Origin of the sequence: Sphaerisporangium viridialbum, from assembly GCF_049674955.1 — a bacterium.
Classification (GTDB): Bacteria; Actinomycetota; Actinomycetes; order Streptosporangiales; family Streptosporangiaceae; genus Sphaerisporangium; species Sphaerisporangium viridialbum.
On record NZ_CP187232.1, the window covers coordinates 2,209,259 to 2,232,728 of the forward strand.

General features: G+C 69.9%; 21 protein-coding genes, 2 tRNA genes and 1 pseudogene. 10 read left to right on the forward strand and 14 right to left on the reverse strand.

Annotated elements, in window-relative coordinates; translation table 11 throughout:
• The first annotated feature begins 68 nt into the window (after positions 1–68).
• The 3 genes from ACOZ38_RS09865 to ACOZ38_RS09875 all read left to right on the forward strand — a co-directional run bounded on the left by ACOZ38_RS09865 (position 69) and on the right by ACOZ38_RS09875 (position 1,731).
• Positions 69–141: transfer RNA gene (locus ACOZ38_RS09865), tRNA-Ala, on the forward strand.
• A 94-nt stretch (positions 142–235) separates the two neighbouring features.
• Positions 236–859 (forward strand): GntR family transcriptional regulator, encoded by a 624-nt coding sequence (locus tag ACOZ38_RS09870; RefSeq protein WP_424529818.1) that lies wholly within the window; start codon positions 236–238, stop codon positions 857–859.
• A gap of 50 nt (positions 860–909) precedes the next feature.
• Entirely contained in the window at positions 910–1,731 is an 822-nt protein-coding gene (locus ACOZ38_RS09875) for a GNAT family N-acetyltransferase (RefSeq protein ID WP_424529819.1), read from the forward strand.
• A gap of 15 nt (positions 1,732–1,746) precedes the next feature.
• On the opposite strand, the gene ACOZ38_RS09880 is transcribed toward ACOZ38_RS09875, so the two are convergent.
• Positions 1,747–3,123 (reverse strand): cellulose binding domain-containing protein, encoded by a 1,377-nt coding sequence (locus ACOZ38_RS09880; RefSeq protein ID WP_424529821.1) that lies wholly within the window; start codon positions 3,121–3,123, stop codon positions 1,747–1,749.
• 270 nt (positions 3,124–3,393) lie between these two features.
• Here ACOZ38_RS09880 and ACOZ38_RS09885 point away from each other — a divergent pair, with 270 nt between their 5' ends.
• The 4 genes from ACOZ38_RS09885 to ACOZ38_RS09900 all read left to right on the forward strand — a co-directional run bounded on the left by ACOZ38_RS09885 (position 3,394) and on the right by ACOZ38_RS09900 (position 6,517).
• Positions 3,394–3,879 carry a GNAT family N-acetyltransferase gene (locus ACOZ38_RS09885; RefSeq protein WP_424529822.1) on the forward strand — a complete coding sequence of 162 codons (486 nt, stop codon included), beginning with the start codon at positions 3,394–3,396 and terminating at the stop codon, positions 3,877–3,879.
• Positions 3,880–4,095: 216 nt separating this feature from the next.
• A complete protein-coding gene (locus ACOZ38_RS09890; protein WP_424529824.1) occupies positions 4,096–4,749 on the forward strand; it encodes a class I SAM-dependent DNA methyltransferase in 654 nt (217 codons plus the stop codon).
• A gap of 135 nt (positions 4,750–4,884) precedes the next feature.
• The gene (locus tag ACOZ38_RS09895) at positions 4,885–5,676 is read left to right on the forward strand and encodes an SDR family oxidoreductase (RefSeq protein WP_405145602.1); all 792 of its coding nucleotides are present in this window, start codon (positions 4,885–4,887) and stop codon (positions 5,674–5,676) included.
• Positions 5,677–5,680: 4 nt separating this feature from the next.
• Positions 5,681–6,517 carry an SCO6745 family protein gene (locus ACOZ38_RS09900; RefSeq protein WP_424529826.1) on the forward strand — a complete coding sequence of 279 codons (837 nt, stop codon included), beginning with the start codon at positions 5,681–5,683 and terminating at the stop codon, positions 6,515–6,517.
• Positions 6,518–6,577: 60 nt separating this feature from the next.
• Here the strand turns inward: ACOZ38_RS09900 and ACOZ38_RS09905 are convergent, their stop codons facing one another.
• The 3 genes from ACOZ38_RS09905 to ACOZ38_RS09915 form a co-directional block, all read right to left on the reverse strand.
• On the reverse strand, positions 6,578–7,639 hold the full coding sequence (locus ACOZ38_RS09905) for a questin oxidase family protein (RefSeq protein WP_424529828.1): 1,062 nt from the start codon (positions 7,637–7,639) through the stop codon (positions 6,578–6,580).
• 155 nt (positions 7,640–7,794) lie between these two features.
• Positions 7,795–8,397 carry a hypothetical protein gene (locus tag ACOZ38_RS09910; RefSeq protein WP_424529830.1) on the reverse strand — a complete coding sequence of 201 codons (603 nt, stop codon included), beginning with the start codon at positions 8,395–8,397 and terminating at the stop codon, positions 7,795–7,797.
• Positions 8,397–9,794, reverse strand: a complete 1,398-nt coding sequence (locus ACOZ38_RS09915) for a selenium-binding protein SBP56-related protein (protein ID WP_424529831.1) — start codon at positions 9,792–9,794, stop codon at positions 8,397–8,399. Before ACOZ38_RS09915 ends, ACOZ38_RS09910 begins: the two co-directional genes overlap by 1 nt.
• Before the next feature lie 223 nt (positions 9,795–10,017).
• Here ACOZ38_RS09915 and ACOZ38_RS09920 point away from each other — a divergent pair, with 223 nt between their 5' ends.
• Positions 10,018–11,514, forward strand: coding sequence for a YfbK domain-containing protein (locus tag ACOZ38_RS09920; protein WP_424529833.1), 1,497 nt, complete (start codon positions 10,018–10,020; stop codon positions 11,512–11,514).
• A 25-nt stretch (positions 11,515–11,539) separates the two neighbouring features.
• Here the strand turns inward: ACOZ38_RS09920 and ACOZ38_RS09925 are convergent, their stop codons facing one another.
• On the reverse strand, positions 11,540–12,088 hold the full coding sequence (locus ACOZ38_RS09925) for an EF-hand domain-containing protein (protein ID WP_424529834.1): 549 nt from the start codon (positions 12,086–12,088) through the stop codon (positions 11,540–11,542).
• A 165-nt stretch (positions 12,089–12,253) separates the two neighbouring features.
• Between ACOZ38_RS09925 and ACOZ38_RS09930 the strand changes: the two genes are divergently transcribed.
• Positions 12,254–12,326 (forward strand) — tRNA-Ala (locus ACOZ38_RS09930).
• Between the two features lie 213 nt (positions 12,327–12,539).
• Here the strand turns inward: ACOZ38_RS09930 and nhaA are convergent.
• From nhaA to ACOZ38_RS09960, 6 genes are all read right to left on the reverse strand, one after another.
• On the reverse strand, positions 12,540–14,384 hold the full coding sequence (gene nhaA, locus ACOZ38_RS09935) for a Na+/H+ antiporter NhaA (protein ID WP_424529835.1): 1,845 nt from the start codon (positions 14,382–14,384) through the stop codon (positions 12,540–12,542).
• An 18-nt stretch (positions 14,385–14,402) separates the two neighbouring features.
• A complete protein-coding gene (locus ACOZ38_RS09940) occupies positions 14,403–15,161 on the reverse strand; it encodes an SDR family oxidoreductase (protein ID WP_424529837.1) in 759 nt (252 codons plus the stop codon).
• Positions 15,161–15,991 carry an SDR family NAD(P)-dependent oxidoreductase gene (locus ACOZ38_RS09945; RefSeq protein ID WP_424529839.1) on the reverse strand — a complete coding sequence of 277 codons (831 nt, stop codon included), beginning with the start codon at positions 15,989–15,991 and terminating at the stop codon, positions 15,161–15,163. The genes ACOZ38_RS09940 and ACOZ38_RS09945 overlap by 1 nt, the downstream gene beginning before the upstream one ends.
• On the reverse strand, positions 15,988–16,731 hold the full coding sequence (locus tag ACOZ38_RS09950) for an SDR family NAD(P)-dependent oxidoreductase (RefSeq protein WP_424529840.1): 744 nt from the start codon (positions 16,729–16,731) through the stop codon (positions 15,988–15,990). The genes ACOZ38_RS09945 and ACOZ38_RS09950 overlap by 4 nt, the downstream gene beginning before the upstream one ends.
• 292 nt (positions 16,732–17,023) lie before the next feature.
• The gene (locus ACOZ38_RS09955; RefSeq protein ID WP_424529842.1) at positions 17,024–18,916 is read right to left on the reverse strand and encodes a propionyl-CoA synthetase; all 1,893 of its coding nucleotides are present in this window, start codon (positions 18,914–18,916) and stop codon (positions 17,024–17,026) included.
• 81 nt (positions 18,917–18,997) lie between these two features.
• On the reverse strand, positions 18,998–19,927 hold the full coding sequence (locus ACOZ38_RS09960) for a ScbA/BarX family gamma-butyrolactone biosynthesis protein (protein WP_424529844.1): 930 nt from the start codon (positions 19,925–19,927) through the stop codon (positions 18,998–19,000).
• Between the two features lie 93 nt (positions 19,928–20,020).
• Here ACOZ38_RS09960 and ACOZ38_RS09965 point away from each other — a divergent pair, with 93 nt between their 5' ends.
• Positions 20,021–20,641, forward strand: coding sequence for a ScbR family autoregulator-binding transcription factor (locus ACOZ38_RS09965; protein WP_424529845.1), 621 nt, complete (start codon positions 20,021–20,023; stop codon positions 20,639–20,641).
• Here the strand turns inward: ACOZ38_RS09965 and ACOZ38_RS09970 are convergent.
• From ACOZ38_RS09970 to ACOZ38_RS09980, 3 genes and pseudogenes are all read right to left on the reverse strand, one after another.
• Positions 20,626–21,387 (reverse strand): glucose 1-dehydrogenase, encoded by a 762-nt coding sequence (locus tag ACOZ38_RS09970; protein WP_424529846.1) that lies wholly within the window; start codon positions 21,385–21,387, stop codon positions 20,626–20,628. The genes ACOZ38_RS09965 and ACOZ38_RS09970 overlap by 16 nt on opposite strands.
• A 211-nt stretch (positions 21,388–21,598) precedes the next feature.
• Positions 21,599–23,176: pseudogene (locus tag ACOZ38_RS09975) on the reverse strand (FAD-dependent oxidoreductase); the annotation flags it as partial.
• Positions 23,140–23,412 carry a UBP-type zinc finger domain-containing protein gene (locus ACOZ38_RS09980; RefSeq protein ID WP_405145630.1) on the reverse strand — a complete coding sequence of 91 codons (273 nt, stop codon included), beginning with the start codon at positions 23,410–23,412 and terminating at the stop codon, positions 23,140–23,142. The gene ACOZ38_RS09980 and the pseudogene ACOZ38_RS09975, both read right to left, overlap by 37 nt.
• Positions 23,413–23,470 lie beyond the last annotated feature (58 nt).

Consider the following 23,470-nt stretch of genomic DNA (forward strand, 5'->3'; position numbering starts at 1 on the left):
ACGGTCGGGCCGCCGGATTCGGTTTCCAAGCGGTGGCCGGGTTCCTATAGACTTACCGCGCATCGCAAGGGGCTATGGCGCAGCTGGTAGCGCGCCTCCATGGCATGGAGGAGGTCTGGGGTTCGAATCCCCATAGCTCCACCCTCGCGTTCGACCCGATACCGCCCCACACCAGGGCGGTATCGCTGTTTCGGGGCCCGAGCGCGGTCCGATCTGCGGGGAGGCCGGGTAGCAGGTGGAACGACCGACGTCGCACGGCGGCACGGGCGAGCCGGTGAACGGCACTGCCGCCTCGCACGACCCGCCGGGCACGCCGAGGGTGGTGGTGCGGCGGAGCCTGCCGACCGAGCCGACCATCCGGGGCTCGGCGTCGCTGTTCGTCGCCGAGGCCGAGCGGCAGGGCATCCGCGCCGGCCGGCGCATGCTCCACGTCGGTCCCGAGCCCGCGGGCGAGCACGTCGCCGCCGCCCTGCGCGTCGAGCCGGGGGCGCACGTGCTGGCGCGGCGCAAGCTGCTGCTGGCCGGCGATGTGCCCGTGCGCATCGCCACCAGCTACTTCCGCCTCGACGTCTTCGGCGGCACCCCGATCTGCGACCCGGGCTTCGTCCGTCCCAGCCTCCAGGCCGGCATCGAGGCCCTCGGCCACCGCTTCGGCCACGCCGACGAGCGGCTGCTCGCCCGCCGGCCGACCGCGTTCGAGGCCGAGACGCTGCTGCTCGACCCGGGGGAGTGGGTCGTCGAGATCCTGCGCGCGGCCTACGCGACGGACGGCACCCCGATCCACACCCTGGAGACCATCTGCGCCGCCTCGCGCCACGTCTTCCCCATCACCCAGGTCACCGGCGCCGACGAGTTCTAGCGGTCGGAAAACGGGTCGCCCGGGGTCGTGCCGGTTGGCACACTGGCGGCATGAACTGGACGTTCACCGATGACCTCGGCGTGTTCTCCGGCGCCGCCGAGGCGTGGCTGCGCCGTGACCCCGTGCGCAACACCGTCCCCCTGACCGTGCTCGACCGCCTCCGCCACGGCCTGTGGGGGGACGACCGGATGCTCGGCTGGCTCACGGACGGCGGCGAGGTGGGCGGGGCCGTCATGCACACACCGCCCCACGCGCTCCTTCTCGGTGACATCCCCCTCGGCTCTGTGCCGTCCCTCACGGAGGCGGTGCGCGACCGCGACTTCCCCGGCGTGAGCGGGCCGCTGGCGCAGTCCTCGGCCTTCGCCTCGGCGAGCGGCCGGCGGGAGACGGGGCGCGCGTCGCAGCGCCTCTACCGGCTGGAGACCCTGCTGTCCCCGTCGTCCACCGGCACCGCGCGGACCGCGAGGGATGGCGACGTCGAGCTGGTCGCGCGCTGGATGCGGGCCTTCAGCGAGGAGGCCGAGCCCGGGGCCTCGCACGACGACCCGCTGCCGCAGGCGAAGCTCCGCGTCGAGCAGGGTGAGCTCGTGCTGTGGGAGGACGGCGGACAGCCGGTCGCGATGGCCGGGTTCTCGCGCCCGATCACCGGGATGTCGCGCATCGGCCCGGTCTACACCCCGCCGGGGCTCCGCGGGCGCGGGTACGGCTCGACGGTGACGCACGCCGCGACGCGCGTGGCCGAGGAGGCGGGGGCGGGCCTGCTCCTGCTCTTCACCGACCTCGCCAACCCGACGTCGAACTCCATCTACCAGGCCCTGGGATACCGCCCGGTCGCCGACTACGCGTCCATCTCCCTGGCACCCCGGAGCTGAACGCGTCCGCGTCCGTCAGGCGCAGGCGGCGCCGTTCAGGGCGAAGCCGGACGGGGCGGCGGCGGTGCCCGTGGCGGACCCGTTGAAGCCCAGGTTGATCACGCCTCCGGCTGCGACGCTTCCGTTCCATGAGGCGTTCCGCACCGTCACCGCGGTGCCCGACTGCGTCCAGGTGCCGTTCCAGCCCTGGGTCACGGTCACGCCCGGCGGGAGGGCGAAGGTGACCGTCCAGCTCGTCAGCGCCGCGCCCTTGTTGGTCACGTTGACCTGGCCGGTGAATCCGCCCGGCCACTCGCTCTGCTTCGAGTACGACACCGAGCAGGCTCCCGCGGTGGGAGTGGGCGTCGGCGTCGGGGTCACCGTCGGCGTGGGCGAGACCGTGGGGGTGACGGTCGGCGTGGGCGTCGGGGACGGGCCGTCGATGGTGTAGGCCGCCTTGGTGTACGCCGCGCCGCACGGGGAGCAGCCGGCCGGAAGGGCGAAGCTGTAGACGCGGCCGTTGTTGACGAGCGTGTCGGAGGCGTCGCGTACCCGGATCTGGTAGCGCGTGCCGGCCGCCTCGGTGGGCGCGATGATGTACGACTGGCCCATGTCACCGTTCATCTGGGCCTTCTGCCAGGTGCCTCCGGAGTAGTACTCCACGCCGTGGATGCCGTCGCGCAGGTGTGACACGGCGATGGCAGGCCAGTACTGCTGCGCGCCCTGCATGAAGCCGATCTGGATGTCGCCGGTGTAGCCGGGCGCCGGAACGAACGACCAGGTGACGTGGCGGTTGTTCCAGTGGTTCGGGTACATGTCGCCGACGGGGGCACCGTTCCTCGCGAACCTGTTGAGCGAGTCCTTGGCGAGGTCCAGGTGGTAGGGGTCGTCGCGGCACCAGGCGTTGGCGTCGCCGCAGCTGTCCGCGACGAGCATGGTCAGCGTGGCCCCGTTGTAGGCGTCGGCGGCCCATGAGCCGTTGCGGCAGAACGCCTGGCCGGGCGCTCCGTCGTTGACGCCGGTGCAGTAGTCGGCCACCGACACCCGCACCCACCGCCCGCAGTTGAGCCCGTTGTTCCACATGCCGATCTTGGCGGCCATCGAAGGCGGCAGCGGCCGGGTGTAGTTCCCGTAGTCTCCCGGCGTGTTGAACACATTGAGCGCGACGAAGTCCTGGCTCTCCAGCACCGCCTGCGGCAGGCCGCATCCCCCGTACGGGGAGCCGAGCGCGTCGAAGTAGGTCGCGTTGCCCGTCACGGGCGCGGGCGGGTCGGCCAGCGCCAGGGCTCTCGCGGAGAGCTGGGACACGACCAGAGCGCAGAGCACGAGAGCGACGAGCAGGGCCGGAAGCGCTCCGTGCCTGCGGGCGCCGGGTGCCGAGCCCGCCGGTCGAGCGCGGTGCAGGTCTGTCATCGCCGTCTCCGTCCACGTCGTGGCCCGGCCCCGGGAGCCTGACCCAGGCTCCCTCGCAGGGCGGGGTCACCCTAAGTCGGCGCGGAATCGGCGGACAACGCCCGCGTGCTCCTGCGGACGGCGCCGCAGGTCGCGGGGGCATCGGTGAAGATCGAATCTGAAACTTCCATCGGGGACGCAGGGGCCAAGTGCGGACTCAGCGGTGGGCAAGCCGGGCACGCCAGCCTGGCCGAGGGCCGCGCGCCGCGGTCCCCGCTATGGAGGTGTGCAATGCCGTTCCTGCCCCGCCCGCACGAGATCCCGCCCGGGGTGGAGCACGCGTTGTTCCGCATCAGGCCCATCACCGTGCACGACGTGGTGAAGGACTACGACGCCGTGATGGCCAACGTCGACCGGTTGCGCAGGAGCTTCCCGCTGTGGGGCTGGCCCCAGGACGGGATGACGATCCAGGACGATCTCATCGACCTCGCCTGGCACCAGAAGGAGGCGCTGCTGCGAAGGTCGTTCAACTACGCGGTCATGACGCCGGACGAGTCGCGCCTGCTGGGCTGCGTCTACGTCGACCCGCCGGAGAGGGCCGGCGCGGACGCCGACGTGTCGTTCTGGGTCAGGGCCGACCAGGACGAGTCAGGACTGGAGTCGGAGGTCGAGCGCGTCGTGCGCGAGTGGATCGCCGAGGCGTGGCCGTACGAGTCCGTGCGCTGGCCGGGCCGGGACCTCTCCTGGGACGAGTGGGACGCCCTGCCTGACGCCTGAGCACGCCTGCCGCCGGACCGGCACGGCCTCTGGTCATGGCCTGGCGGCAATTGCACGACCGTCCGTGCGCTGCCAGCCGCAATTGCCGCCGAAAATCGCAAGATCCGTCGTTGACCCCCTATATTGTCAACTCTGATCCTGACTGGTCTTGACTTGGCGTGTGATATCCCTCTATCTAAGGAGAGTCAGGAATCGGCTCAGTGTTGGGTGGACGGAATGACAGCGAGAGGCTCGCGCTCGGGGCACCGGGCCGCGCAGGCCGGCGCGTTCGACCGCATCGGCGAGCGATATGACGAGGCCTTCCCCTACAAGGGCGGGCAGATCGCGTCCGCCGAGTGGGTCCTGCGCAAGCTGCGCCCGGGCGCGCGGGTGCTCGACGTCGGCTGCGGCACGGGCCTGCCGACGGCACGCCAGTTCGTGGACGCCGGCTGCGACGTGACGGGCATCGACATCTCGCCCGTCATGCTCTCCCTGGCCGAGAAGCACGTGCCGGAGGCCGACCTGCGCCAGATGGACATCGTCGACCTGGACGTCGGCCTCGGGCGGTTCGACGCGGTCGTGGCCTACTTCTCGCTGTCGATGCTCCGCCGCGACGAGATCATGACGACGCTGCTCACGCTCCACGAGCTGCTCGTCCCCGGCGGCTGGCTGGCCCTCGGCATGGTGGAGATCGACGTGGACGACGCGCCGGTGCGCGTCCTCGGCACGCCCGTCCGCATGACCGGATACGCCAGGTACGCGCTGCGGGCGGTCGTCCAGGAGGCCGGGTTCAGCGTGCGCGAGCAGATGGACCTGGCCTATGTCCCGGCGACCGACGACGAGCCGCTCGAGATGCAGCTCTTCCTCAACTGCCGGAGGAACACCTTCTGACCGACGCCTTCACTCCACCGCGCGTGCGGCACGCGGGCGCGGTGGACGAGGCGGGCGGCGGGCAGATGTTTGACGCGCGCGTACAGAGCGCTTAAGTTCCGGATACCGACTGGTCGGTTTGAACGGAGAGCGCGTATGCGGGTGCGAGACAGAGTCGTCGTCGTGACCGGGGCGGCCGGCGGCATCGGGCGGGCGATGGCCCACCGGTTCGCGGCCGAGGGCGCCGCGGGCGTGGTCGTCGCCGACCTGGACGAGGCGGGCGCCCACCGGGTCGCCAGGGACATCGGCGAGCGGGCGATCGCCGTCCGGACGGACGTCTCCGTGCAGGAGGAGGTCAGCGCCCTGGCCGACGCCGCGGAGGAGGCGTTCGGGCCCGTCGGGCTGTTCTGCTCCAACGCCGGCGTCATCACCGGGCACGGGCTGGACGCCGACGACCTCGACTGGACCAGGACCATCTCGGTGAACGTGCTCGCCCACGTGTACGCCGCCCGCGCGATGGTGCCGAGGATGGTCGAGCGGGGCGGGGGCTATCTGCTCAACACCTGCTCGGCCGCCGGGCTGGTCAGCTGCCCGGGGGACGCCCCGTACGCGGTGACGAAGTCGGCCGCGATCGCCTTCGCCGAGTGGCTCTCGATCCACTACCGGACCAAGGGCCTCGGGGTGAGCGTGCTGTGCCCGCAGGGCGTGCGCACCGGGCTGCTCGGCCAGGGCATGGACGAGCACCACCTCACGGCCCGCGCGGTCATCGCCTCCGGCGAGATCCTCGAACCCGACGCGGTGGCGCAGGTCGTCGTCGAAGGGCTCGACGCCGAGCGGTTCCACATCCTGCCGCACCCCGAGGTCGCGGAGTTCGTCCGCCGCAAGTACGAGGATCCGGACCGCTGGCTCTCCGGCATGGCCAGGTTCGTCGACTCGCTGGAAGGCTGAGCCCATGGTCAGTACGCATACCGCCAGGCGGGCATGGCGCCGCCTGGAGCCCGTCCACGGGATGATCTACTTCGTCCCCGAGGCGGCCGAGCAGTTCGCCGCCCTCGGCGTCACCGACCGGCAGATGGGCTACTTCGCCTCCCGGGGAGCCGCCTTCGGCAGGGTGAGCCCCGAGGTCGTCATCGCGACCTTCTTCAACTTCAGCCCCGGCCTCGTACGACGGGCGCTCCCGGCGGCCTGGGAGATCGTGAGCCCGGAGCGGCTTCTGGACGCGCGGCTGCGCGCGGCGGGGAACGCGCTCAAGCGCGTGGGCCTCGACCAGCACCCCCACCTCGCGGAGACCCTCGCCCTCGCCAGGCGGGCGGCGGAGGCGGCCGGCGGGCACCTGGACGGGCGCCCGCTGTTCGCGGCGCACGCCACGCTTCCGTGGCCGGAGGAGCCCCATCTGGCGCTGTGGCACGCCCAGACGCTGCTGCGGGAGTTCAGGGGCGACGGGCACATCGCGGCGCTCACGGTCGAGGGGCTCAGCGGTCGCGAGGCCCTGGTCCTTCACGCCGCGAGCGGGGACGTGCCGGCGATCTTCCTCAAGGCGAGCCGGGGCTGGAGCGCCGCGGAGTGGGACGCCACCGAGGAGGACCTGCGCCGGCGCGGCCTGCTCGGCGAGGGCCTGACGCTCACCGCGCAGGGCGAGGCGCTGCGGCGGCGCATCGAGGACCGCACCGACGAGCTGGCGCTGCCCGCCTACGCCCCGCTGGGGGAACAGGACTGCGCCCGGCTCGCCGAGCTCGCGCGCGCCTTCGGCCGTGCGGTCGTCGACGGCGGCCTGCTGACCTTCGCCTGACCGGTGCGTAATAGCGCCCCCGCCTGCTGAAGCTTTGATGAGTCGTACGGTGCCGCTCAGTCAGCTACCTGGATCGATGAGGTCGATGGCGCGGATCACCGCGGCGAGGGCGTCAGGATCGTTGGTGCGCTGGTAGACGTCGAGGCAGGTGTCGGCGAGTTTGATGACGTGCTCGTCCTGGTGACGGACGGCGCGGGCGAACGCCTCCTCCGCCGAGTCGGGTGCGGTGGGCAGGCTCTGCCTGGGCATGGGTTCGGCGGGGGCGTAGGCGGCGGTGACCGCAGCGCCGGCCGTCCACGCGGCGGCCAGGCTCGCGCCCCAGAGAGTGGTGGGCAGTGCGGGCAGGGTGCGTAGTACGGCCGTCGGCGCGGTCGCGGAGTGCACCAGCATGACGGCCGAGCCATGCGCGTTGGGAAGGTAGCGCAAGGTGGCCGCGTCCGCCAGTTGGGAGATTCGGTCACGGGCCTGTTCGGCGTCGGCGGCCGGTTTCAGCGCGGCGAGCGCGGATGGCCAGTCCGGGATGTCGGCGAGTTGATCGAGGCGGTGGTTGATGCCATTGCGCTGGTCGGGCACGCGCGGGATACCGGCGAGGGCGTGCGGGGAACCGGCGGTGCCGGATGGCGCGGCGGTTGCCGGGACCGGTTGCCAGCGAGCCGCCCAGTAGCCGAGAGACTGCCCGAACTCGGCCAGTCGCGGTCCGTCTTCGTGGCTCAGCAGGGCATGGACCGCGTGCCCGGTACGAATCACTCCGTGGGTGGCACCGGCTGCGATCCCGGGCAGCAGTCGCGGCCACCAGGTCTCCAGTACGGAACGCCAGGGCTGTTCCTTCACCTCACGCTCGAAGAAGGTCAGCCAGTCGCCGAGGCGACGCGGATCTCCCAGCGCCACATGCCAGTCATCGGCGACGATCGGCCAAGTGCCGCGCGGCAGCTCCTCCAGACGGCGAACATAGCCGTCGAGCCACCGGTGGACCTCGCGTGCGTGCCCGCGCCTGACCATTGATTCCGCCGCCATCGGACCGTGGTTGGTCAGCCAGCCCTCGAACTCCGGTCCTGTTCGGTGCAGCCGCTCATACGCCTCGTCCAAAGTGCCATCGGTGTTCATGACGCTGACGTTAGCCATGCCAGGATCGTGCGCGCTTCGGTCCAAGGACCGACAGGCCTGCGCCATGGGACCTAGGCCCTTGGATCAAGGATCTGGCTACGGAACCCCAGTTCCTTGATCCAGAGGACACGGCCTGACCGACGTCCTTCTTCAGCGGCCCCTGTGGCAGAGGCTCAGGTCAGCACGGCGAAGGCTCCGGCTCCGATCAGGGCGACCGCCCAGGCGAGATCCAGGTTGAACCACGCCCGGCGGAGCACCGAGACGCCGAGCCGCTCGTAGACGACCACCGCGAGCGAGGCCGTGACCGTGAGCATGGCCAGCGTGTGCACCGCGGTGAACAGCAGCGCCTGCTCGGTCAGCGTGAGCGCGGCCTCCTGGTGGCCGGACAGCGTGATCGGGAGCAGCATCAGCCCCGCGCCGTGGGCGGTGGCCATCAGGAACGACCAGCCGGCGAGCTGCCACCCGCTGACCCGCATGCCGACCCAGCGGGGGTGGCGCCGCCGCAGGAGCTTCCAGACGCCGAAGCCGCAGACCAGCGCCGCCACGCCGTACGAGACGAACCTCGGCGGCGTGGCGACCCTGGCGGCGGCCACGAGCGCCAGCGTGGCGAGCACCGACGCCGCGTGGCCGGCCACGATGGGCGGCAGCGCCCTGAGCACGGCCGCGCGTGAGCGCTCCTGGAGGCCGAGCGCGACCGCGAACAGCCACCCCATGGCCGGGTTCAGGCCGTGGAAGGCGCCGAACCCGGCCAGGGCGAGCCACTGGGCCGGTTCCATCAGGGGTAGCAGAAGGAGTCGGAGGAGGAGTCGCCGCCCTGGAGCCGCACCTGGTGGGGCCTGCGCCCGTCCCCGGCGAAGTCGACGAGGAAGCCGGGGTCCACGGCGATCGAGCCGTCGTCCGCGATGTCCACCTTGGCCAGCCAGCCGGAGATGCCGTCGGGGTAGAACACTTCGTCCCACGAGCGGTAGAGGGAGTTCGTGAAGTAGACCCGCCTGCCGTCCCTGCTCACCTCGACCATCTGCGGGCCGCCGTTCAGGGCCTTGCCCGGCGCGCTCGGGTGCGCGTCGCGCCGTACGATTCCGCCGATGCGGACCGACCCGGTCTGGCGGGGGTTCAGCGGGTCGGAGACGTCGTACGCCAGCAGCTCGCCGGTGCCCCACGCGGAGACGAGCAGGAGGCGGTCGTCCAGCGTCAGCGAGATGTCGCTGACCAGCGGCGGGACTGCGCCGAACTGCTTGAGCGGCTCGGGGAGCAGGGCCGGGTCGGCGGGCTCGGCCGGGATGGTGATCGTCTTCCTGGCCTTCCAGACGCCGTCCTCCAGGTACCAGGTGAAGATGTTCGCCGAGAGGTCCTCGACGCTGATCACGGTGTTGACGAACCCGTACGTTTTGGTCGGGTCGTGCGCGGGGCGGAGCTCCAGGGCCATCTGGTGCTGGTCGCCAAGGTCGATCTCCTGCAGGTGGGTGCGCTTGCGCAGGTCCCAGACGTGCAGCCTGTGGCCGTACTTCCGGTTGACCAGCAGGTCGAGGTCGGGGCCCGCCTCGATCATGTTCGGCGTTCCCCACTCACTGCTGATCATGGTGTCGCGCCCGAGGTGCCACCAGAAGTCGTAGTGCAGCCGCTGCGGCCCCCGGTCGGCCTCCCACTGGCCGAGCGGCTCGAAGGTGTCGTGGTCGAGCATGAACACGCCGCCCGGCGCGTCGCCGTCGACGTTCCCGAGGGCGCTGACGTAGATGGCGTCGGTCCCGCAGTGCACGGTGTGCGGGCGGCTGTACCCGGTGCGCTCGAACACGGTCTCCGGCTCGATGGTCTTGACGAGCTTGGGGTGCGCGGGGTCGTCCTTGACGTCGAAGATGTAGATGCGGGACGAACGTAGCCCGGGGATGACGAGGTAGCGCCGCTCGACGTGCGGGTGCGGCGCGTACGGGCACAGCGCCGCGCTGCAGACGTTCCACCCGAAATGGTGGAGCTCGTCGCCGGGCACCGACATGTCGTGGACGTCGACCACCGTGCCGTAGCCGGGCGAGCCGGGGTCGAGGTCGACCGTCGCGAGCCCGTCGGGCCTGCCCTCGCCCTCGGTGTCGAGGAGCGCGACGTACGCGAGCAGCTCCCGTGGCGCGGCCATGGCTTCCCTGGCGGAAGGGTAGAACGTGGGATCGGGCTGGATGAGCAAGGTGACCCCCTTCGGACGAGACCAATAACCCATCAATCTTGTAGGGAAACTCGGTCTTGTCCAGAGGTGGGTGCCGTTTCGCGTGGTACGTCCTAAAAGTTCCGTGACTGGCGGCGATCCAGGGCGGTCACGCGCCGGGAACGGTTAGCAGTCGCTTGGGTGACGGCTCAGGCTGAAGCACTCCAAAGTCCGTCATAGGGGGTGACAACGAGGGAGGCCTCCGATGAAGTCACGAATCCTCGCCTGCGTCCTGGTGGCGCTCGTCCTGCTCGTCTCGGCGTGCGGCGCCACGTCCAACGAGACGTCCAGGGCACCCGAACCCGCCTACCCGCCCGGCGCGGAACGCGCCACGAGCGCACCGGGCGAGGCGGCCGGCTCCGGCACCTCCCGCGCGGTGCCGGAGCCCGCCCGCAGCGAGCCCGCCGACAAGATCTCCACGTTCGCGCTCGACGTCGACACCGCCTCGTACGGCTACGCGCGGAGCGGCCTCAAGGAGGGGCGGCTCCCCGACCCCGCGCAGGTCAGGCCGGAGGAGTTCGTGAACGCCTTCCAGCAGGGGTACACCGAGCCGTCCGGTGACGGCTTCGCCATCCAGCTCGACGGGGCCAGGGGCGCGGGGGAGGGGACCGCGCTGCTGAGGGTCGGGCTGCAGACCAGGACCGCCGAGGCCGCCGCCCGCAGGCCCGCCAACCTCACCTTCGTGGTGGACGTGTCCGGCTCGATGGCCGACCCGGGACGGCTCGACCTCGTGCGCGAGGCGCTGCACACGCTGGTGGACCAGCTCGGGCCGGGCGACCAGGTGTCGATCGTGTCCTTCAGCGACCAGGCGAGGCCGCGCATCTCCATGACGCCGGCGAGCGAGCGGGCCGAGCTGCACGCGGCGGTCGACTCGCTCGAGACCGAGGGCTCCACCAACCTCGAAGCCGGGCTCGTCACCGGGTACGGCGAGGCGTCCAGGGCCTTCCGGCCGGTGGCGACCAACCGGGTCATCCTGCTCTCCGACGGGCTGGCCAACACCGGGAACACCTCCTGGCAGGGCATCCTCGACCGGGTCAAGGAGCAGGCGGGGCATCAGATCACGCTGCTGTGCGTCGGCGTCGGGCGGGAGTACGGCGACGCGCTGATGGAGCAGCTCGCCGACAACGGCGACGGCGCGGCGGTCTACGTCAGCTCGCGGGAGGAGGCGCGCAAGATCTTCGTGGAGCGGCTGCCCGCCAGCCTCGACCTGCGGGCACGCGACGCCAAGGCGCAGGTCGCGTTCAACCCGGCCACGGTCGAGTCCTACCGGCTCCTCGGGTACGAGAACCGCGCGCTCGCCCAGCGGGACTTCCGCGACGACGCCAAGGACGGCGGCGAGGTGGGGCCGGGCCAGGCGGTCACCGCGTTGTACGCGGTGCGGCTGCGGCCGGGGACCTCGGGGCAGGTGGCCATGGCGACGGTCCGCTGGCAGGATCCCGACACCCGGGAACCGGCCGAGACGAGCCGCGCGGTGGAGGTGTCGGAGCTGTCCGGTGCGCTGTGGGAGGCGCCGTCGCCTCGGCTGCAGGTGGACGCGGTGGTCGCCGCCTTCGCCCAGCGGCTGAGGCACGCCGACGACGAGCTGTTCACCGAGGACCTCGCCGGGCTGGCCGGCCACGCGTCGCGGCTGGCGTCGGCGACCGAGGACCCCATGGTGGCCGAGCTGGCGGAGCTGATCAGGGCCGCGCGTTCGCTGGAGTGAACCTCGCGGACACCGGCCGTGGGTGTCAGGACCGCCCGAGGATCGGGATGGCGGCCTTCTTCGGATCGTCGCTGAAGTAGAAGTCGTACATGGCCTGGGCGAACTCGTCCTTCGCGAGATGGCCGTCGCCGTCGGTGTCCAGGAGGATGAACGCCTCGCGCGCCTCTGCGGTCTCGACGTCGTACGCCGACCACAGGTGGAGGTACTCGCCCAGGCTGAGCTTCTCGTCGCCGTCGGCGTCGAGGGCGTCCCAGAGGGCGTCGGTGATGGGCCAGACGATGGCCACGATGAACGCCGTCCTGTCGAGCCTGGGGGAGACGGCGTACTCGACGTACCTCTGGCGGCTGACGCGGCCCTGGTCGTCGGTGCCCACCTCGGCCACGATGTTCTCCCAGACCTGGGTGTAGGCCTCGCGGAGGTGGGCGCGGGCCGGGGCGTCAGGGGAGAGGCCGAGGCGGTCGGCCAGCATGGGACCGACGAGGTGCATGTCCTCCTTGTCGATGTAGCCGTCCTGGTTGACGTCGCTCGTGTCGAACGCGGATCCGGCGTTGAGCTCCTGGGGGCTCGGATGCATCTCGGCTCCTCGCAGGCGGTGACTTTGGGTGACTAATCGTTACCGAGCGTGAGCACTGGTGTCAACGCGTGACCGGGAACCCCGGGCGGTTCGGCCCGCCCGGCGATGTCCGATACACTGGCGTGGCAGTAAAAAGCGGGCAGATGCTTGGCCGCGGTGTGACCTGGGGCTATGGCGCAGCTGGTAGCGCGCCTCCATGGCATGGAGGAGGTCTGGGGTTCGAATCCCCATAGCTCCACGCGAATTTGATGGCTCGTGGTTGTCGCCCCTTTGGGGCACCTGCCACGGGCCATTTCGCGTTTGCGTACACGGGGGGACGACCCCCCGAACCCTCCGATGCGAGGGGGCTTTCGCCCCCTCACTGGTGGTACTCCACATCGTCCCGGAGGTCTTCGTCTACCTCAGCTGTTCACAACGTCCCGGGGAAGAACAACTAGGACCTGCGGCACCATCAACCGGCGACTTTCTGTACGGCAGCATCCCTGGCGTTGGCGACCGCCGCGTTCACCGAGCCGGCATCGATTGATCCTTCATAGCGAACGTTGTCGATGAAGTAGGTCGGCGCTTCGTTGAGATGCATCATCTCGGCGTCCTGGAGGTCTTCCTCGACACGCTGCGCGGTGGCGGCATCACCCGAGTCCTCCTCGAACCTCCGCAGGTTCAGGCCCGCCGCGGCGGCGGCGCGGCGAATCTGCCGTTCGGTCTCGATGGGTGCTTCGCGGAGGAGTTCGTCGCGCATCTCCCAGAATCGTCCCTGAAGCGCGGCCGCCTCGTTGGCGATCGCGGCCGAGCGTCCCAGAGGTTGCTCGAGCGGCAGGTGACGGAAGGAGTAGACGACGTCGCCGCCGAACCGGCCCTCCATCTCCTGGCGCATCTCGCCTGCGCCTGGGGAGTACGGGGTGGCGTAGTTGCCGTACTCGACGACGGCGATCACCGCGCTGGTCGAGTCACCCAGAACGGGGTCGCGTGCCGGGTCGAGTGCTCTGACGAGGCGATCCCGGTGTGGGGAGCGTCTGCGTTCGCGGGCGCTCACGATGCTGAAGGTGATCGCGCCAAGAGCGGCGGCGATGACGGTGGCTGCGATCACTCCGATCTGCGCGCGGCTGACGTCCACGGGGTCGTCGAAGGCCAGCTCGGTGACGAAGAGGGAGATGGTGAACCCCATGCCGGCGAGCATGCTGACACCGAGGATGTGGGACATGCGCACCGCTGGGCCGAGCACGCCGGGCCTAACCCGGGTGACGATCCAGGTGGAGACCGTGATGGCGACGATCTTGCCAACGACCAGGCCGATGAGGATTCCCCAGGTAAGGGTTGAGGTGAACGCGTCGGCCAGGGATTCACCGGTGATTCTTACGCCTGCGTTGGCGAGGGCGAACATCGGCAGTATGAGCCAGGTGATGTACGGCATAAGTGCGCGATGTGCGCGTTCGTTGATCGAGATCGCCCTCGCGAGCGAGTTCTCGGCCGTGCGTGCGTAGCCTGCCGTCGGCGACATCTGGAAGGCACGCATGTGGTCTCGGGCCCTGCGCAGGTCGTCGAACCCCGTGGCGAAAATCGGCAGCAGCAGGGCGATCGCGACTCCGGCCAGCGTGGCGTGCACGCCTGACAGGTAAAGCCCCACCCAGACCATGATCGAGGGCAGCAGGTACAACGCACCCCGCCACACCCCGAGGAACCGCATCACCGCGATCACCGCGAGACCCGCGGCCGCGAGGAGCAGCGGCAGGGGGTTGAAGTGGCCGGTGTATGCGAATGCGATGACGCCGAGCGCGCCGACGTCATCGGCGACCGCGAGGGTCACCAGGAAGATCCGCAGTTGGGGCGGCATTCCCCGCCCGACGAGGGCGAGCATGCCGAGCACGAAGGCCGTGTCGGTGGAGACGACGACGCCCCATCCTCCAACCGCATCGCTGCCCCAGGTCACCCCGACATAGACCAGTGCCGGGATGACAAGACCGGCGACGGCGGCGATGACAGGCACGCTCGCCCGTCGCCAGTCGCGCAGCTCACCCAGCTCGATCTCGCGGCGCACCTCAAGCGTGACGTGCGCGAAGAAGACGGCCATCACGGCGTCGTTGATCCAGTGCTGCAGGCTCAGCTCGAACCTGAAGCCGCCGAGCTCGAAACCGAGTGGCAGATGCCAGAACGTCTGGTAGCTGTCCCCCGGAAGGTTCGCCCACACGAGGGCGGCGATAGTGGCCGTGATCAGGACGAACGCGCCGCGCAGCGCCTCGGGGCCGCGCGCCAGGCGCGAGATGAAGCCGCGAATCCGCGCCGGCGATTCGGTTGCCATAGCGGTGGTGGTCATCCGTCATGCCGTTTCGGTCGGCAGGAGGAGGACTTCAGCCAGATTCGCTGTTGCGGGGAGTGCGGCCGCGAGCGTCACGACTGCGGCGATCGCGTCAGGTGTCACCGCGGAAACAGCTCGGGCGTTCTGCTCATCGTGTCCCGGTCGGTGTTGGCCGGTCTTGTCGACAGCGAAACCGGGCTCGACAATGTGCACGCGCATCCCGTGCGGCCCGTATTCGTGACGCAACGCCCGTGCAAGCTGTTTGATCGCCGCCGACAGGGCATTGAACACCGCGAACCGGGGAGCGCGGACATCGGTGCTGACGGCGCCGATAAGTACGATATCGGCGGAGAGCCCGCGGTCAGCGCTCTCGAGCAGCGGTGCGGCGAAGGTCTGGGAAGCGTGCAGCAGCCCCCGGAGGTTCACGTCGATCATCTCGGCCCAGTCGGCCGGAACACCGTCGCTGAACGCTGAGCCAGTGATCACTCCGGACGACACGACCAGCAGGTCGATGTGGCCGAAGCGGGTGATCGCGGCGGCCCGGGCGTCGTCGACCTCGAGCTGGGAGGTGACATCAGCGATCGTCCAGAGCAGTCGGTCTCCCCCGCCGAGCTCACGCTGGAGGGCATCCAATCGGTCGGCACCCCGGCCGACCATGACCACGCTCGCGCCCGCCTTAAGCAGGTCGCGGCAGATGGCTCGCCCGATCCACCCGGTCGCCCCGAAGACGACGGCAACCCGACCACCGAGGATGTTGCCGGTCGCACTCTGCTCGCCCATCAGACACGCCCCAGAGCCGCGAACGGCAGGAGCCGGTCCCAGTAGAGAGCAGCCAGCTGCTCCTGGTTCGCGGGGTCGGTTGCGTCCGCGCTTGGTGGGATCACTTGATCGCCCTCAAGGTATGAGCCAGAGGGCACATCGGCAGCCGCAGCGAAGAGGATCCTCGCAGCACCCTGGGTGGGCGGACCGCCGATCCGACCCATCATCGCAGCGCTGAGCGGCGTGTCGTTCAAACCCGGGCAGAGCGCCACCACGCTGACCGGCATCGACCCGAGCTCCTCCGCAAGTAGCGCAGACCATGTCACCATCGCAAGTTTCGCCCGTGCATACGCGGCGACCGGCGAATAGCCGTGCCCAAGATCGATGTCATCGAAATCGAACTGCTCAACACGGTGCGCGGACGATCCCACATTGACGATTCGCGCGTTCTTGGCGAGGGACGGGACGAGCAGGCGGGTCAGGAGTGCGGGAGCGAGCGCGTTGACCTGCAGCGTCCGCTCGAACCCGTCCTGGGTCAGGATCCGTTGCAGCGCGCCTGGGACACCCGCGTCGTTGATCAGCAGGTCGATGGCGGGAGCGAGGGTCTTGATCGAGCGTGCCGCGTCGACGACCTCGGAGAGATGAGTGAAGTCGGCAGAGATGTAGTGGACATCGGCTGGACCGCGACCACGAACGCGCCCGAGAACTTCGCCGACGGCTTCTTCCGGCTCAGGGCCGAGAACGATCAGCATTCCGGAGATCGCTGCCAGCCGTTGGGCGGTAGCTTCGCCGATCCCGCTCGTAGCCCCGGTCAGCACAACGGTCCCGAACCGCGGCATGACGGTTCTCACAGCGCGTATCCTCCTGCGACCTGGATGTCCTGTCCCGTGATCCATGCGGAATCATCCGAGACGAGGAACGCGATGACCTTGCCGATGTCCGCCGGCTCACCCAGGCGTCCGAGGGCGGTCTTGGCGGCGATCCCATCGATGATCTCCGGGTACTTCTCGAACGCGTTGTCGCCGATGCGGGTGCGAGTCGGCCCGGGAGCGATCGAATTCACCCGAATGCCCCGAGGACTAAGTTCCTTCGCGAGGAACCGAGTCGCAATCACCAGTCCACCCTTCATTGCCGCGTAGCCGGAATAGCCGGACTCGGTATCACCGGGTCGCACCGAGCTGCTCGAGGTGCTGACAATCGAGCCACCGTCATGGATCAGCGACAGGAGAGCCTGCGTGAGGAAGTACGGCCCCCGCAGGAGCACGCGGTAGTACTGGTCGAACGCATCCTCGCTCATGTCCTCGAACGCGAGGCCGCCTCCGAAGCCGGCGTTGTTGACGAGCGAGTGGATCTTGTCGGTGGCCCACTCCTCATCGAGAACTCGTACCAGCTCTTCCTTGAAGGCGGGGAACGAGTCGCTCCGGGCAATGTCGAGCGGCAAAGCGACCGCGCTGCCGCCACTGTCCCGGATCATCGAGACCGTCTCCTCAGCCCCCTCGGGCCGGGAGTTGTACGTCACAACCACTCCACCACCGCGTGCAGCGATCTCGATGGCGGCGCTGCGCCCGATGCCGGCGCTAGCGCCGGTCACAACGGATACTGTTGAATTCACTGTCTGAATGTTCACCGATTCAGACAACCGCAACGGCGCCCGAGGGTGTTAGGGCAATCCACTCGAATCCTTGCCTAATCCACCCATCCTTGCCAGAATCCGGCGCCACAGGCCTCTCGCACTGGCTAACCTCGATCTTTCATGAGTGGGCTCTGGTCGCGCAGCGACCACACCCGACCTTGTTTTCGCGGGTGTCCATGCTCGCGGCCCGACTGTCGATCGGAGTTCGAGTAAGAGACCGCTGGCTCCACATCTTCACGTTCCACCCCGATCACACGTGGGATCTGAGCACCGGGCGCAGCAGGTCGAGCACGGCGGCGTCCTCGATCGTGGAGGGGACCGGTTCGTCGGTGCCGTCGGCGATGCCGCGCATGGTCTTGCGGAGGATCTTGCCCGACCGGGTCTTGGGCAGCCCCGGCACGATGTCGACGCGCTTCAGGCTCGCCACCGCGCCGACCTGCTCGCGGACGAGACGCACCAGCTCGTCGCGCAGCGTGCCGGGGTCGGCGTCGACGCCGCTCTTGAGCACCACCAGCCCGCGTGGCACCTGCCCCTTCAGCTCGTCGGCGACGCCGATCACCGCGCACTCGGCCACGGCCGGATGGCCCGCCAGCACGGCCTCCATCGACCCGGTGGACAGGCGGTGCCCCGCCACGTTGATGACGTCGTCGGTGCGGCCCATGACGAACAGATAGCCGTCCTCGTCGACGTGGCCGCCGTCGCCGGTCAGGTAGTGGCCGGGGTAGGCCGACAGGTAGGAGGCGATATAGCGCTCGTCATCCTGCCAGAGCGTGGGGAGCGTGCCTGGTGGGAGCGGCAGGCGCAGGCAGATCGCGCCCTCCTCGCCCGGGGCGCAGGGCTCGCCATCCGGGCCGAGCACCCGCACGTCGTACCCCGGCACAGGGACCGTGGGAGAGCCGGGCTTGATCGGCATGGGGGCGAGGCCGCGCAGGTTGGCGGCCACCGGCCAGCCGGTCTCGGTCTGCCACCAGTGGTCCACCACGGGCACGCCGAGCTTCTCCGTGGCCCAGTGGTAGGTGTCCGGATCGAGCCGCTCGCCGGCCAGGAACAACGTCCTGAGCGATGAAATATCGTGTTTCGCGAGCAGGGCCGCCGACGGGTCCTCCTTCTTGATCGCCCGGAACGCCGTGGGCGCGGTGAACAGCGCGTTCACGCCGTGGTCGGCGATCACCCGCCAGAAGGCCCCGGCGTCCGGCGTGCCCACCGGCTTGCCCTCGTAGAGGATCGTCGTCGCGCCGAGGAGCAGCGGGCCGTACACGATGTAGGAGTGCCCGACCACCCAGCCGACGTCGGAGGCCGCCCAGAACACCTCGCCCGGCGCGGTGTCGTAGACGTTGCGCATGCTCCACAGCAGCGCGACCGCGTGGCCGCCGTTGTCGCGCACCACGCCCTTCGGCTTCCCCGTGGTGCCGCTGGTGTACAGGATGTAGAGCGGGTCGGTGGCCGCGACCGGCACGCACTCGGCCGGCTCCGCGGCCGCCATCGCCTCGTGCCAGTCGAGGTCGCGGCCGGGCACCAGCGTCGCCGGCGCCTGCTCGCGCCGCAGGATCACGCAGCTGCCCGGCTTGTGCTCGGCGAGGTCGAGCGCGCTGTCGAGCATCGGCTTGTACTCGACGATCCTCGACGGCTCGATGCCGCAGGAGGCGGACACGACGACCGCCGGCCGGGCGTCGTCGATGCGCATGGCCAGCTCGCGAGGGGCGAAGCCGCCGAACACCACCGAGTGGACGGCCCCGAGGCGGGCACAGGCCAGCATGGCGACCACGGCCTCCGGCACCATCGGCATGTAGACGACCACCCGGTCGCCCCTGCCGACGCCGAGCCCCCTGAGCACCCCGGCGAACAGCGCCACCTCCGCCAGCAGCTCCGCGTAGGTGTACGTGCGCACCGTGCCGGTGACGGGGCTGTCGTAGACCAGGGCGGCCTGGTCGCCGCGTCCGCCGTCCACGTGCCGGTCGAGCGCGTTGTGGCAGGTGTTGAGCTCACCGCCGGTGAACCACCGGTAGAAGGGCGCACTCGAGGAGTCCAGCACCTTGTCGGGGGCGCGGTGCCAGCTCACGTCCTCGGCGGCGTCCCCCCAGAAGCCGTCGGGATCGGTGATGGCGTTCGCGAAGACGTCCGGGTACGACTCCGGGTGTGACATGGTCACCTGCCTGTCAGTCGGTCGACGACCGCCATCATGACGCGCCGGGCCGGAGAACGACAGGGGGAGGCGGCCGGACGGTCAGATCGGTCGTGCGAAGACCAGGCCGGTGGCGGCGGTGGTGCCGTACTGCTCGACGGAGACCCGTACCGGCACGTCGCCCGACGGCAGCGGCTCCTCGGCGTGCGCGTGGACGCGGGCGGGGTCCCCGAGCTCCACATAGCGGTTGAAGGACGCGTACAGCTTCGGGGACGTGACGGGCGAGGGCTGCGCGAGCAGCCGGGTCGCCTGGCGCATGGCCTCCATGAGGGCCATGCCGGGCACGTGGTCGACCTTGTGGTCGAAGAGCACCGGGTGGGCGGGGTCCACCCGCAGCAGCCAGGTGTCGTCGAGTCCGGCGGGCGCCAGTACGACGTCCTCGGGACGGTCGCGGCCGACCAGCTCGGGGGTGACCGGTTCGGGGAGCGGGGCGGGCGCGGGCGGACGTATGGGACGGGTGGCGGCGCGCAGCCGGTCGTAGGCCGCACGGGACACGCAGTCGAAGCTCCCCTCGCCCATGCCGACCAGCTCGCCGTCGCGGTAGAGGTCCACGTGGCCGCGCAGGCCGGCCAGGTGCCTGCCCCGATGGCGCACCTCGCTGCGTGTGAAGCGGAGCACCAGGTCGGTGGGGCCAGGGCCGATCGTCAGGTCCCCGAGGTCGGCCTCGTAGGACAGCTCCCACAGCAGGAACTGGTGGCCGATCGGGCAGTCCAGCTCGGCGTGGCTCACCACGAGACCCGCCTGCCTGATCGTCTCGGCGATCAGCAGGGGATCGTGCCTCCCGGCGACCGGCCGGTAGAAGCTGTGCGTGCGGGGCCACTGCGCTGCGAGGATGGAGGTCTTGTCGTCGAGGGACCGCCAGCCGGTGATCATCACCTCGGACACCGCCGCGCGGTGCACCAGGTGGCGGGAGACCGGCTGCTCGAAGAACGCGGGGCCGAGCGACAAGTCGAATGCTTGGTGCGTCGTCATGGCTATTTACCTCTTCAGATTCCCTGCCTTTGAGGCAACGCGGGGCATAGGATACCGACCGAGCGGTTTTTTTTGGGAGGAATACCATTCGTCATGGCTAAACAGGCACGAGCGCTCGCGACCAGGCAACGGGTCCTGGAGGGCGCGGCAGAGGTGTTCGAGGAGTACGGCTACGCGGCCACCACGATGGCCCAGATCCTCGAACGTTGCGGGGTGACGAAGGGGGCGCTGTACTTCCACTTCGGCTCCAAGGAGAAGCTCGCGAGGGCGATCCTCGACGCCGACGAGAAGCTGCTGGCCTCTCTGGTGTCGGCCGACCGCTCACCCCTCCAGGTGGTCATCGACGCCAGCCACGGGTTCGCGAGGGAGCTCCAGAAGAACGTCATCGCCAGGGCCAGCGTGCGGTTGGCGATCGAGCACGGGACCTTTTCAAGGGCTGAGTTCACCACCCATGTGATGTGGCAGGACGGTGCCAGGGACCTCCTGGCCAGGGCGCGGGAGCAGGGCGACCTGCTGCTCGATATCGAGATCGAGGCGGTGGCCGAGACGGTGATCGCGGCCTTCACGGGGGCCCAGATCGTCTCGCAGGCCGTGTCGGGCCGGCGCGATCTGCGCAACAGGCTCACGAACTTCTGGAAACTGCTGCTGCCGGGGATCGTGCCGGCCGACCGCGTCGGCCGCTTCGATCCCGCGGGCACCTATATCAACGTGTAGCCGCCGTCCACGGGCAGGGTCACGCCGGTCACGAAGGACGCCCGGTCGCTCACGAGCCACGCCGCCGCCTCGGCGATCTCCTCCGGCTCCGCGGTCCTGCCCTGGGGGGTGACCGCGTGCAGCAGGTCCTCGATGCCGGGCTGCAGGGCGAACCAGGCCTCGATCATCTCCGACCTGGTGGTGCCCGGCGCGATCGCGTTGACGCGGATGCCCTGCTTGGCGTACTCCGCCGCCGCCGCCTTCGTCAGCCCGACGACCGCGTGCTTCGAGATGACGTACGGCGCCGCCACCGGCGTCGCGACCAGGCCGCCGACGCTGCTGGTGTTCACGATCGCGCCGCCGCCGCCGGCCAGCATCTCGGCGATCTCCCGGCGCGTGCAGTACCAGACGCCGCGCAGGTTGACGTCCACGATCGCGTCGAAGACGGCGTCGTCCATCAGGTGCATGGGCGCCTGCTCGGCTCCGAGTCCGGCGTTGTTGAAGGCCACGTCGAGCCGCCCGAACCTCTGGACGGTGCCGGAGACCGCGCGGTCGACGTCTTCCGGGCGGGTCACGTCGGCCACCGTGTAGGCGGCCTCGAACCCCTTTTCCGTCAATTCGTCGACCAGATCGCTCAATTCCCGCTCGCGTCTCGCCGTGACCATGACCGCGGCTCCCTCACGGGCGAATACCCGTGCCGCCGCGGCTCCGATGCCGCTGCTCGCCCCGGTGATTAGGGCGACCTTTCCTGATAATATTCCCCACATGTCTATATTGTCGCCACGTCCGGGGCTGATGGCAATGGCGTTGAATGTATAAATCATGTGAATTCTTGAATAATGGCGTTTCGAAGGGATTTGGCTTTTTAGGGGATTATGTACTGGCGCGATAACGGTGCATGAGTGCCACGGCCATGGCTCCCTCGCCTACTCCCGACGCGACCCGCTTGACCGAACGGGCGCGCACGTCGCCCGCCGCGAAGACGCCGGGCACGCTCGTCTCCAGAAGGTACGGCCCGCGCGAAAGGTCCCAGCTCGCGGGCGGCACGTCCGGCCCGGTCACCACGAACCCGTGGTCGTCGCGCTCCACCGCGCCGTCCAGCCACGCCGTGCGCGGCCGGGCGCCGATGAAGGTGAAGACGAACCCGGCCGGCTCCTCGGTGGTCTCGCCCGTGCGGACGTCGGCGAGCGTGATGCGCTCCAGGCGCTCCTCCCCGGCGAGCTCCACGACGCGCGTGCCCAGGCGCACCTCGATGACGGGCGTCCTGCGGATCTCGTCCACGAGGTACTGCGACATCCCCGCCTCCAGGGAGGCGGCCCTGATCAGCATGGTGACCTTGCTCGCGTAGTTCGCGAAGTGCAGGGCCGCCTGCCCGGCCGAGTTGGCGCCCCCGATGACGTAGACGTGCTGGGAGATGCACGACTGGCTCTCGGTCGTGGCGGCGCCGTAGTAGAGCCCCGCGCCCGCGAAGCGGTCGGCGCCGGGGACGTCCAGGCGGTTGTAGGAGACCCCCATGGACAGCAGCACCACCTCCGCGCTGATCTCGGTGCCGTCGGCCAGCGTGATGACGCGCGCCGGGTCGGCCCTTCGCAGGCCCGTCACCTCGACGGGGTACAGCAGCTCGGCGCCGAACCTGCGCACCTGCGAGACGGCCCTGCGGGCGAGGTCGCGCCCGGAGAGCCCCGCGGGGAAGCCCAGGTAGTTCTCGATGAGGCTGGAGGTGCCCGCCTGCCCGCCGGGGACGTCGAAGTCCACCAGCAGGGTGGAGAGCCCCTCGGAGGCCGAGTAGACCCCGGCCGCCAGCCCCGCGGGGCCCGCGCCGATGATGACGGTCTCGTAGTGAGGGCGTGAAGCCGTCCCGGACAGCCCGAGGCGCTCGGCGAGCTGCGAGCTGCTCGGCGCCGACAGGTGGTCGCCCTCGGGGAACAGCACCAGCGGCAGGGAGTCCGTACGCCCCTCGGCCAGCCGCGCGGCCTCGGGATCCACGTCGATGTCCAGGAACTGGAACGGCTGCTCGTTGCGGGTGAGGAAGTCCCTGACCGCATGGGTCGCCGGGGAGACCAGGAACCCGACGACCTTGATGCCCTGGTAGGCGGGCCGGTAGGAGGCCAGCCAGTCGGACAGCAGGTCGTCGAGCACCGGGAACAGGCGCTCCTCTGGAGGGTCCCAGGGCTTCATCAGGTAGTGGTGGAGCCTGACCCGGTTGATCGCCGTGATGGCGGCGTCGGTGTCGGCGTACGCGGTGAGGAGCACGCGTCTGGCGTCGGGGAACCTCGCCCCGGCCTCCAGCAGGAAGTCCACGCCGGTCATCTCCGGCATCCGCTGGTCGACCATGAAGAGGGCGGGGTCGTCGCCGCGCTCGTCGAGCGCGTCGAGGATGCCGAGGGCCTCCTTGCCCGACGAGGCGCCGAGCACCCGGTAGCGGCTGGAGTAGGCGGAGCGCAGGTCGCGCCTGACCGCCCTCAGCACCTGCGGATCGTCGTCCACGGCGAGGATCACCGGCCTGCCGGTCTCGTCACTCAATTCTCGATGACCTCCTCGTCCACGTAGCACCACGCCCAGGTCTCGCCGGGCTCCGCCGAGGCGGCGATCGGATGGCCGCTGGCGCGATGGTGCTTGGTCGCGTGCCGTCCGCGTGAGGAGTCGCAGCATCCGACGTGCCCGCAGCTGAGGCACTCTCTGAGGTGCACCCAGCGCTGCCCGAGCGCCAGGCACTCCTGGCACCCGTCGGAAGTGGCCGACACCCTGCGGATCTGGTCAACGTGCGAGCATTGGGCCACAGCGGCCTCCATGTCCGGGAAGTTGCACGGGCCAAGTGATCCAAAGCGTAAGCACGCGAGCACGAATGCG

Excerpts from the sequence above, each read along its gene's own strand:
- ACOZ38_RS09925 (WP_424529834.1), bottom strand. The coding sequence starts at position 12,088 with ATGCATCCGAGCCCCCAGGAGCTCAACGCCGGATCCGCGTTCGACACG.
- ACOZ38_RS09955 (WP_424529842.1), bottom strand. The coding sequence starts at position 18,916 with ATGTCACACCCGGAGTCGTACCCGGACGTCTTCGCGAACGCCATCACC.
- ACOZ38_RS09900 (WP_424529826.1), top strand. The coding sequence starts at position 5,681 with ATGGTCAGTACGCATACCGCCAGGCGGGCATGGCGCCGCCTGGAGCCC.
- ACOZ38_RS09885 (WP_424529822.1), top strand. The coding sequence starts at position 3,394 with ATGCCGTTCCTGCCCCGCCCGCACGAGATCCCGCCCGGGGTGGAGCAC.
- ACOZ38_RS09910 (WP_424529830.1), bottom strand. The coding sequence starts at position 8,397 with ATGGAACCGGCCCAGTGGCTCGCCCTGGCCGGGTTCGGCGCCTTCCAC.
- ACOZ38_RS09895 (WP_405145602.1), top strand. The coding sequence starts at position 4,885 with ATGCGGGTGCGAGACAGAGTCGTCGTCGTGACCGGGGCGGCCGGCGGC.
- ACOZ38_RS09875 (WP_424529819.1), top strand. The coding sequence starts at position 910 with ATGAACTGGACGTTCACCGATGACCTCGGCGTGTTCTCCGGCGCCGCC.
- ACOZ38_RS09965 (WP_424529845.1), top strand. The coding sequence starts at position 20,021 with ATGGCTAAACAGGCACGAGCGCTCGCGACCAGGCAACGGGTCCTGGAG.
- ACOZ38_RS09880 (WP_424529821.1), bottom strand. The coding sequence starts at position 3,123 with ATGACAGACCTGCACCGCGCTCGACCGGCGGGCTCGGCACCCGGCGCC.
- ACOZ38_RS09920 (WP_424529833.1), top strand. The coding sequence starts at position 10,018 with ATGAAGTCACGAATCCTCGCCTGCGTCCTGGTGGCGCTCGTCCTGCTC.
- ACOZ38_RS09905 (WP_424529828.1), bottom strand. The coding sequence starts at position 7,639 with ATGGCTAACGTCAGCGTCATGAACACCGATGGCACTTTGGACGAGGCG.
- ACOZ38_RS09980 (WP_405145630.1), bottom strand. The coding sequence starts at position 23,412 with ATGGAGGCCGCTGTGGCCCAATGCTCGCACGTTGACCAGATCCGCAGG.
- ACOZ38_RS09960 (WP_424529844.1), bottom strand. The coding sequence starts at position 19,927 with ATGACGACGCACCAAGCATTCGACTTGTCGCTCGGCCCCGCGTTCTTC.
- ACOZ38_RS09890 (WP_424529824.1), top strand. The coding sequence starts at position 4,096 with ATGACAGCGAGAGGCTCGCGCTCGGGGCACCGGGCCGCGCAGGCCGGC.
- nhaA (WP_424529835.1), bottom strand. The coding sequence starts at position 14,384 with ATGGCAACCGAATCGCCGGCGCGGATTCGCGGCTTCATCTCGCGCCTG.
- ACOZ38_RS09940 (WP_424529837.1), bottom strand. The coding sequence starts at position 15,161 with ATGGGCGAGCAGAGTGCGACCGGCAACATCCTCGGTGGTCGGGTTGCC.
- ACOZ38_RS09970 (WP_424529846.1), bottom strand. The coding sequence starts at position 21,387 with ATGTGGGGAATATTATCAGGAAAGGTCGCCCTAATCACCGGGGCGAGC.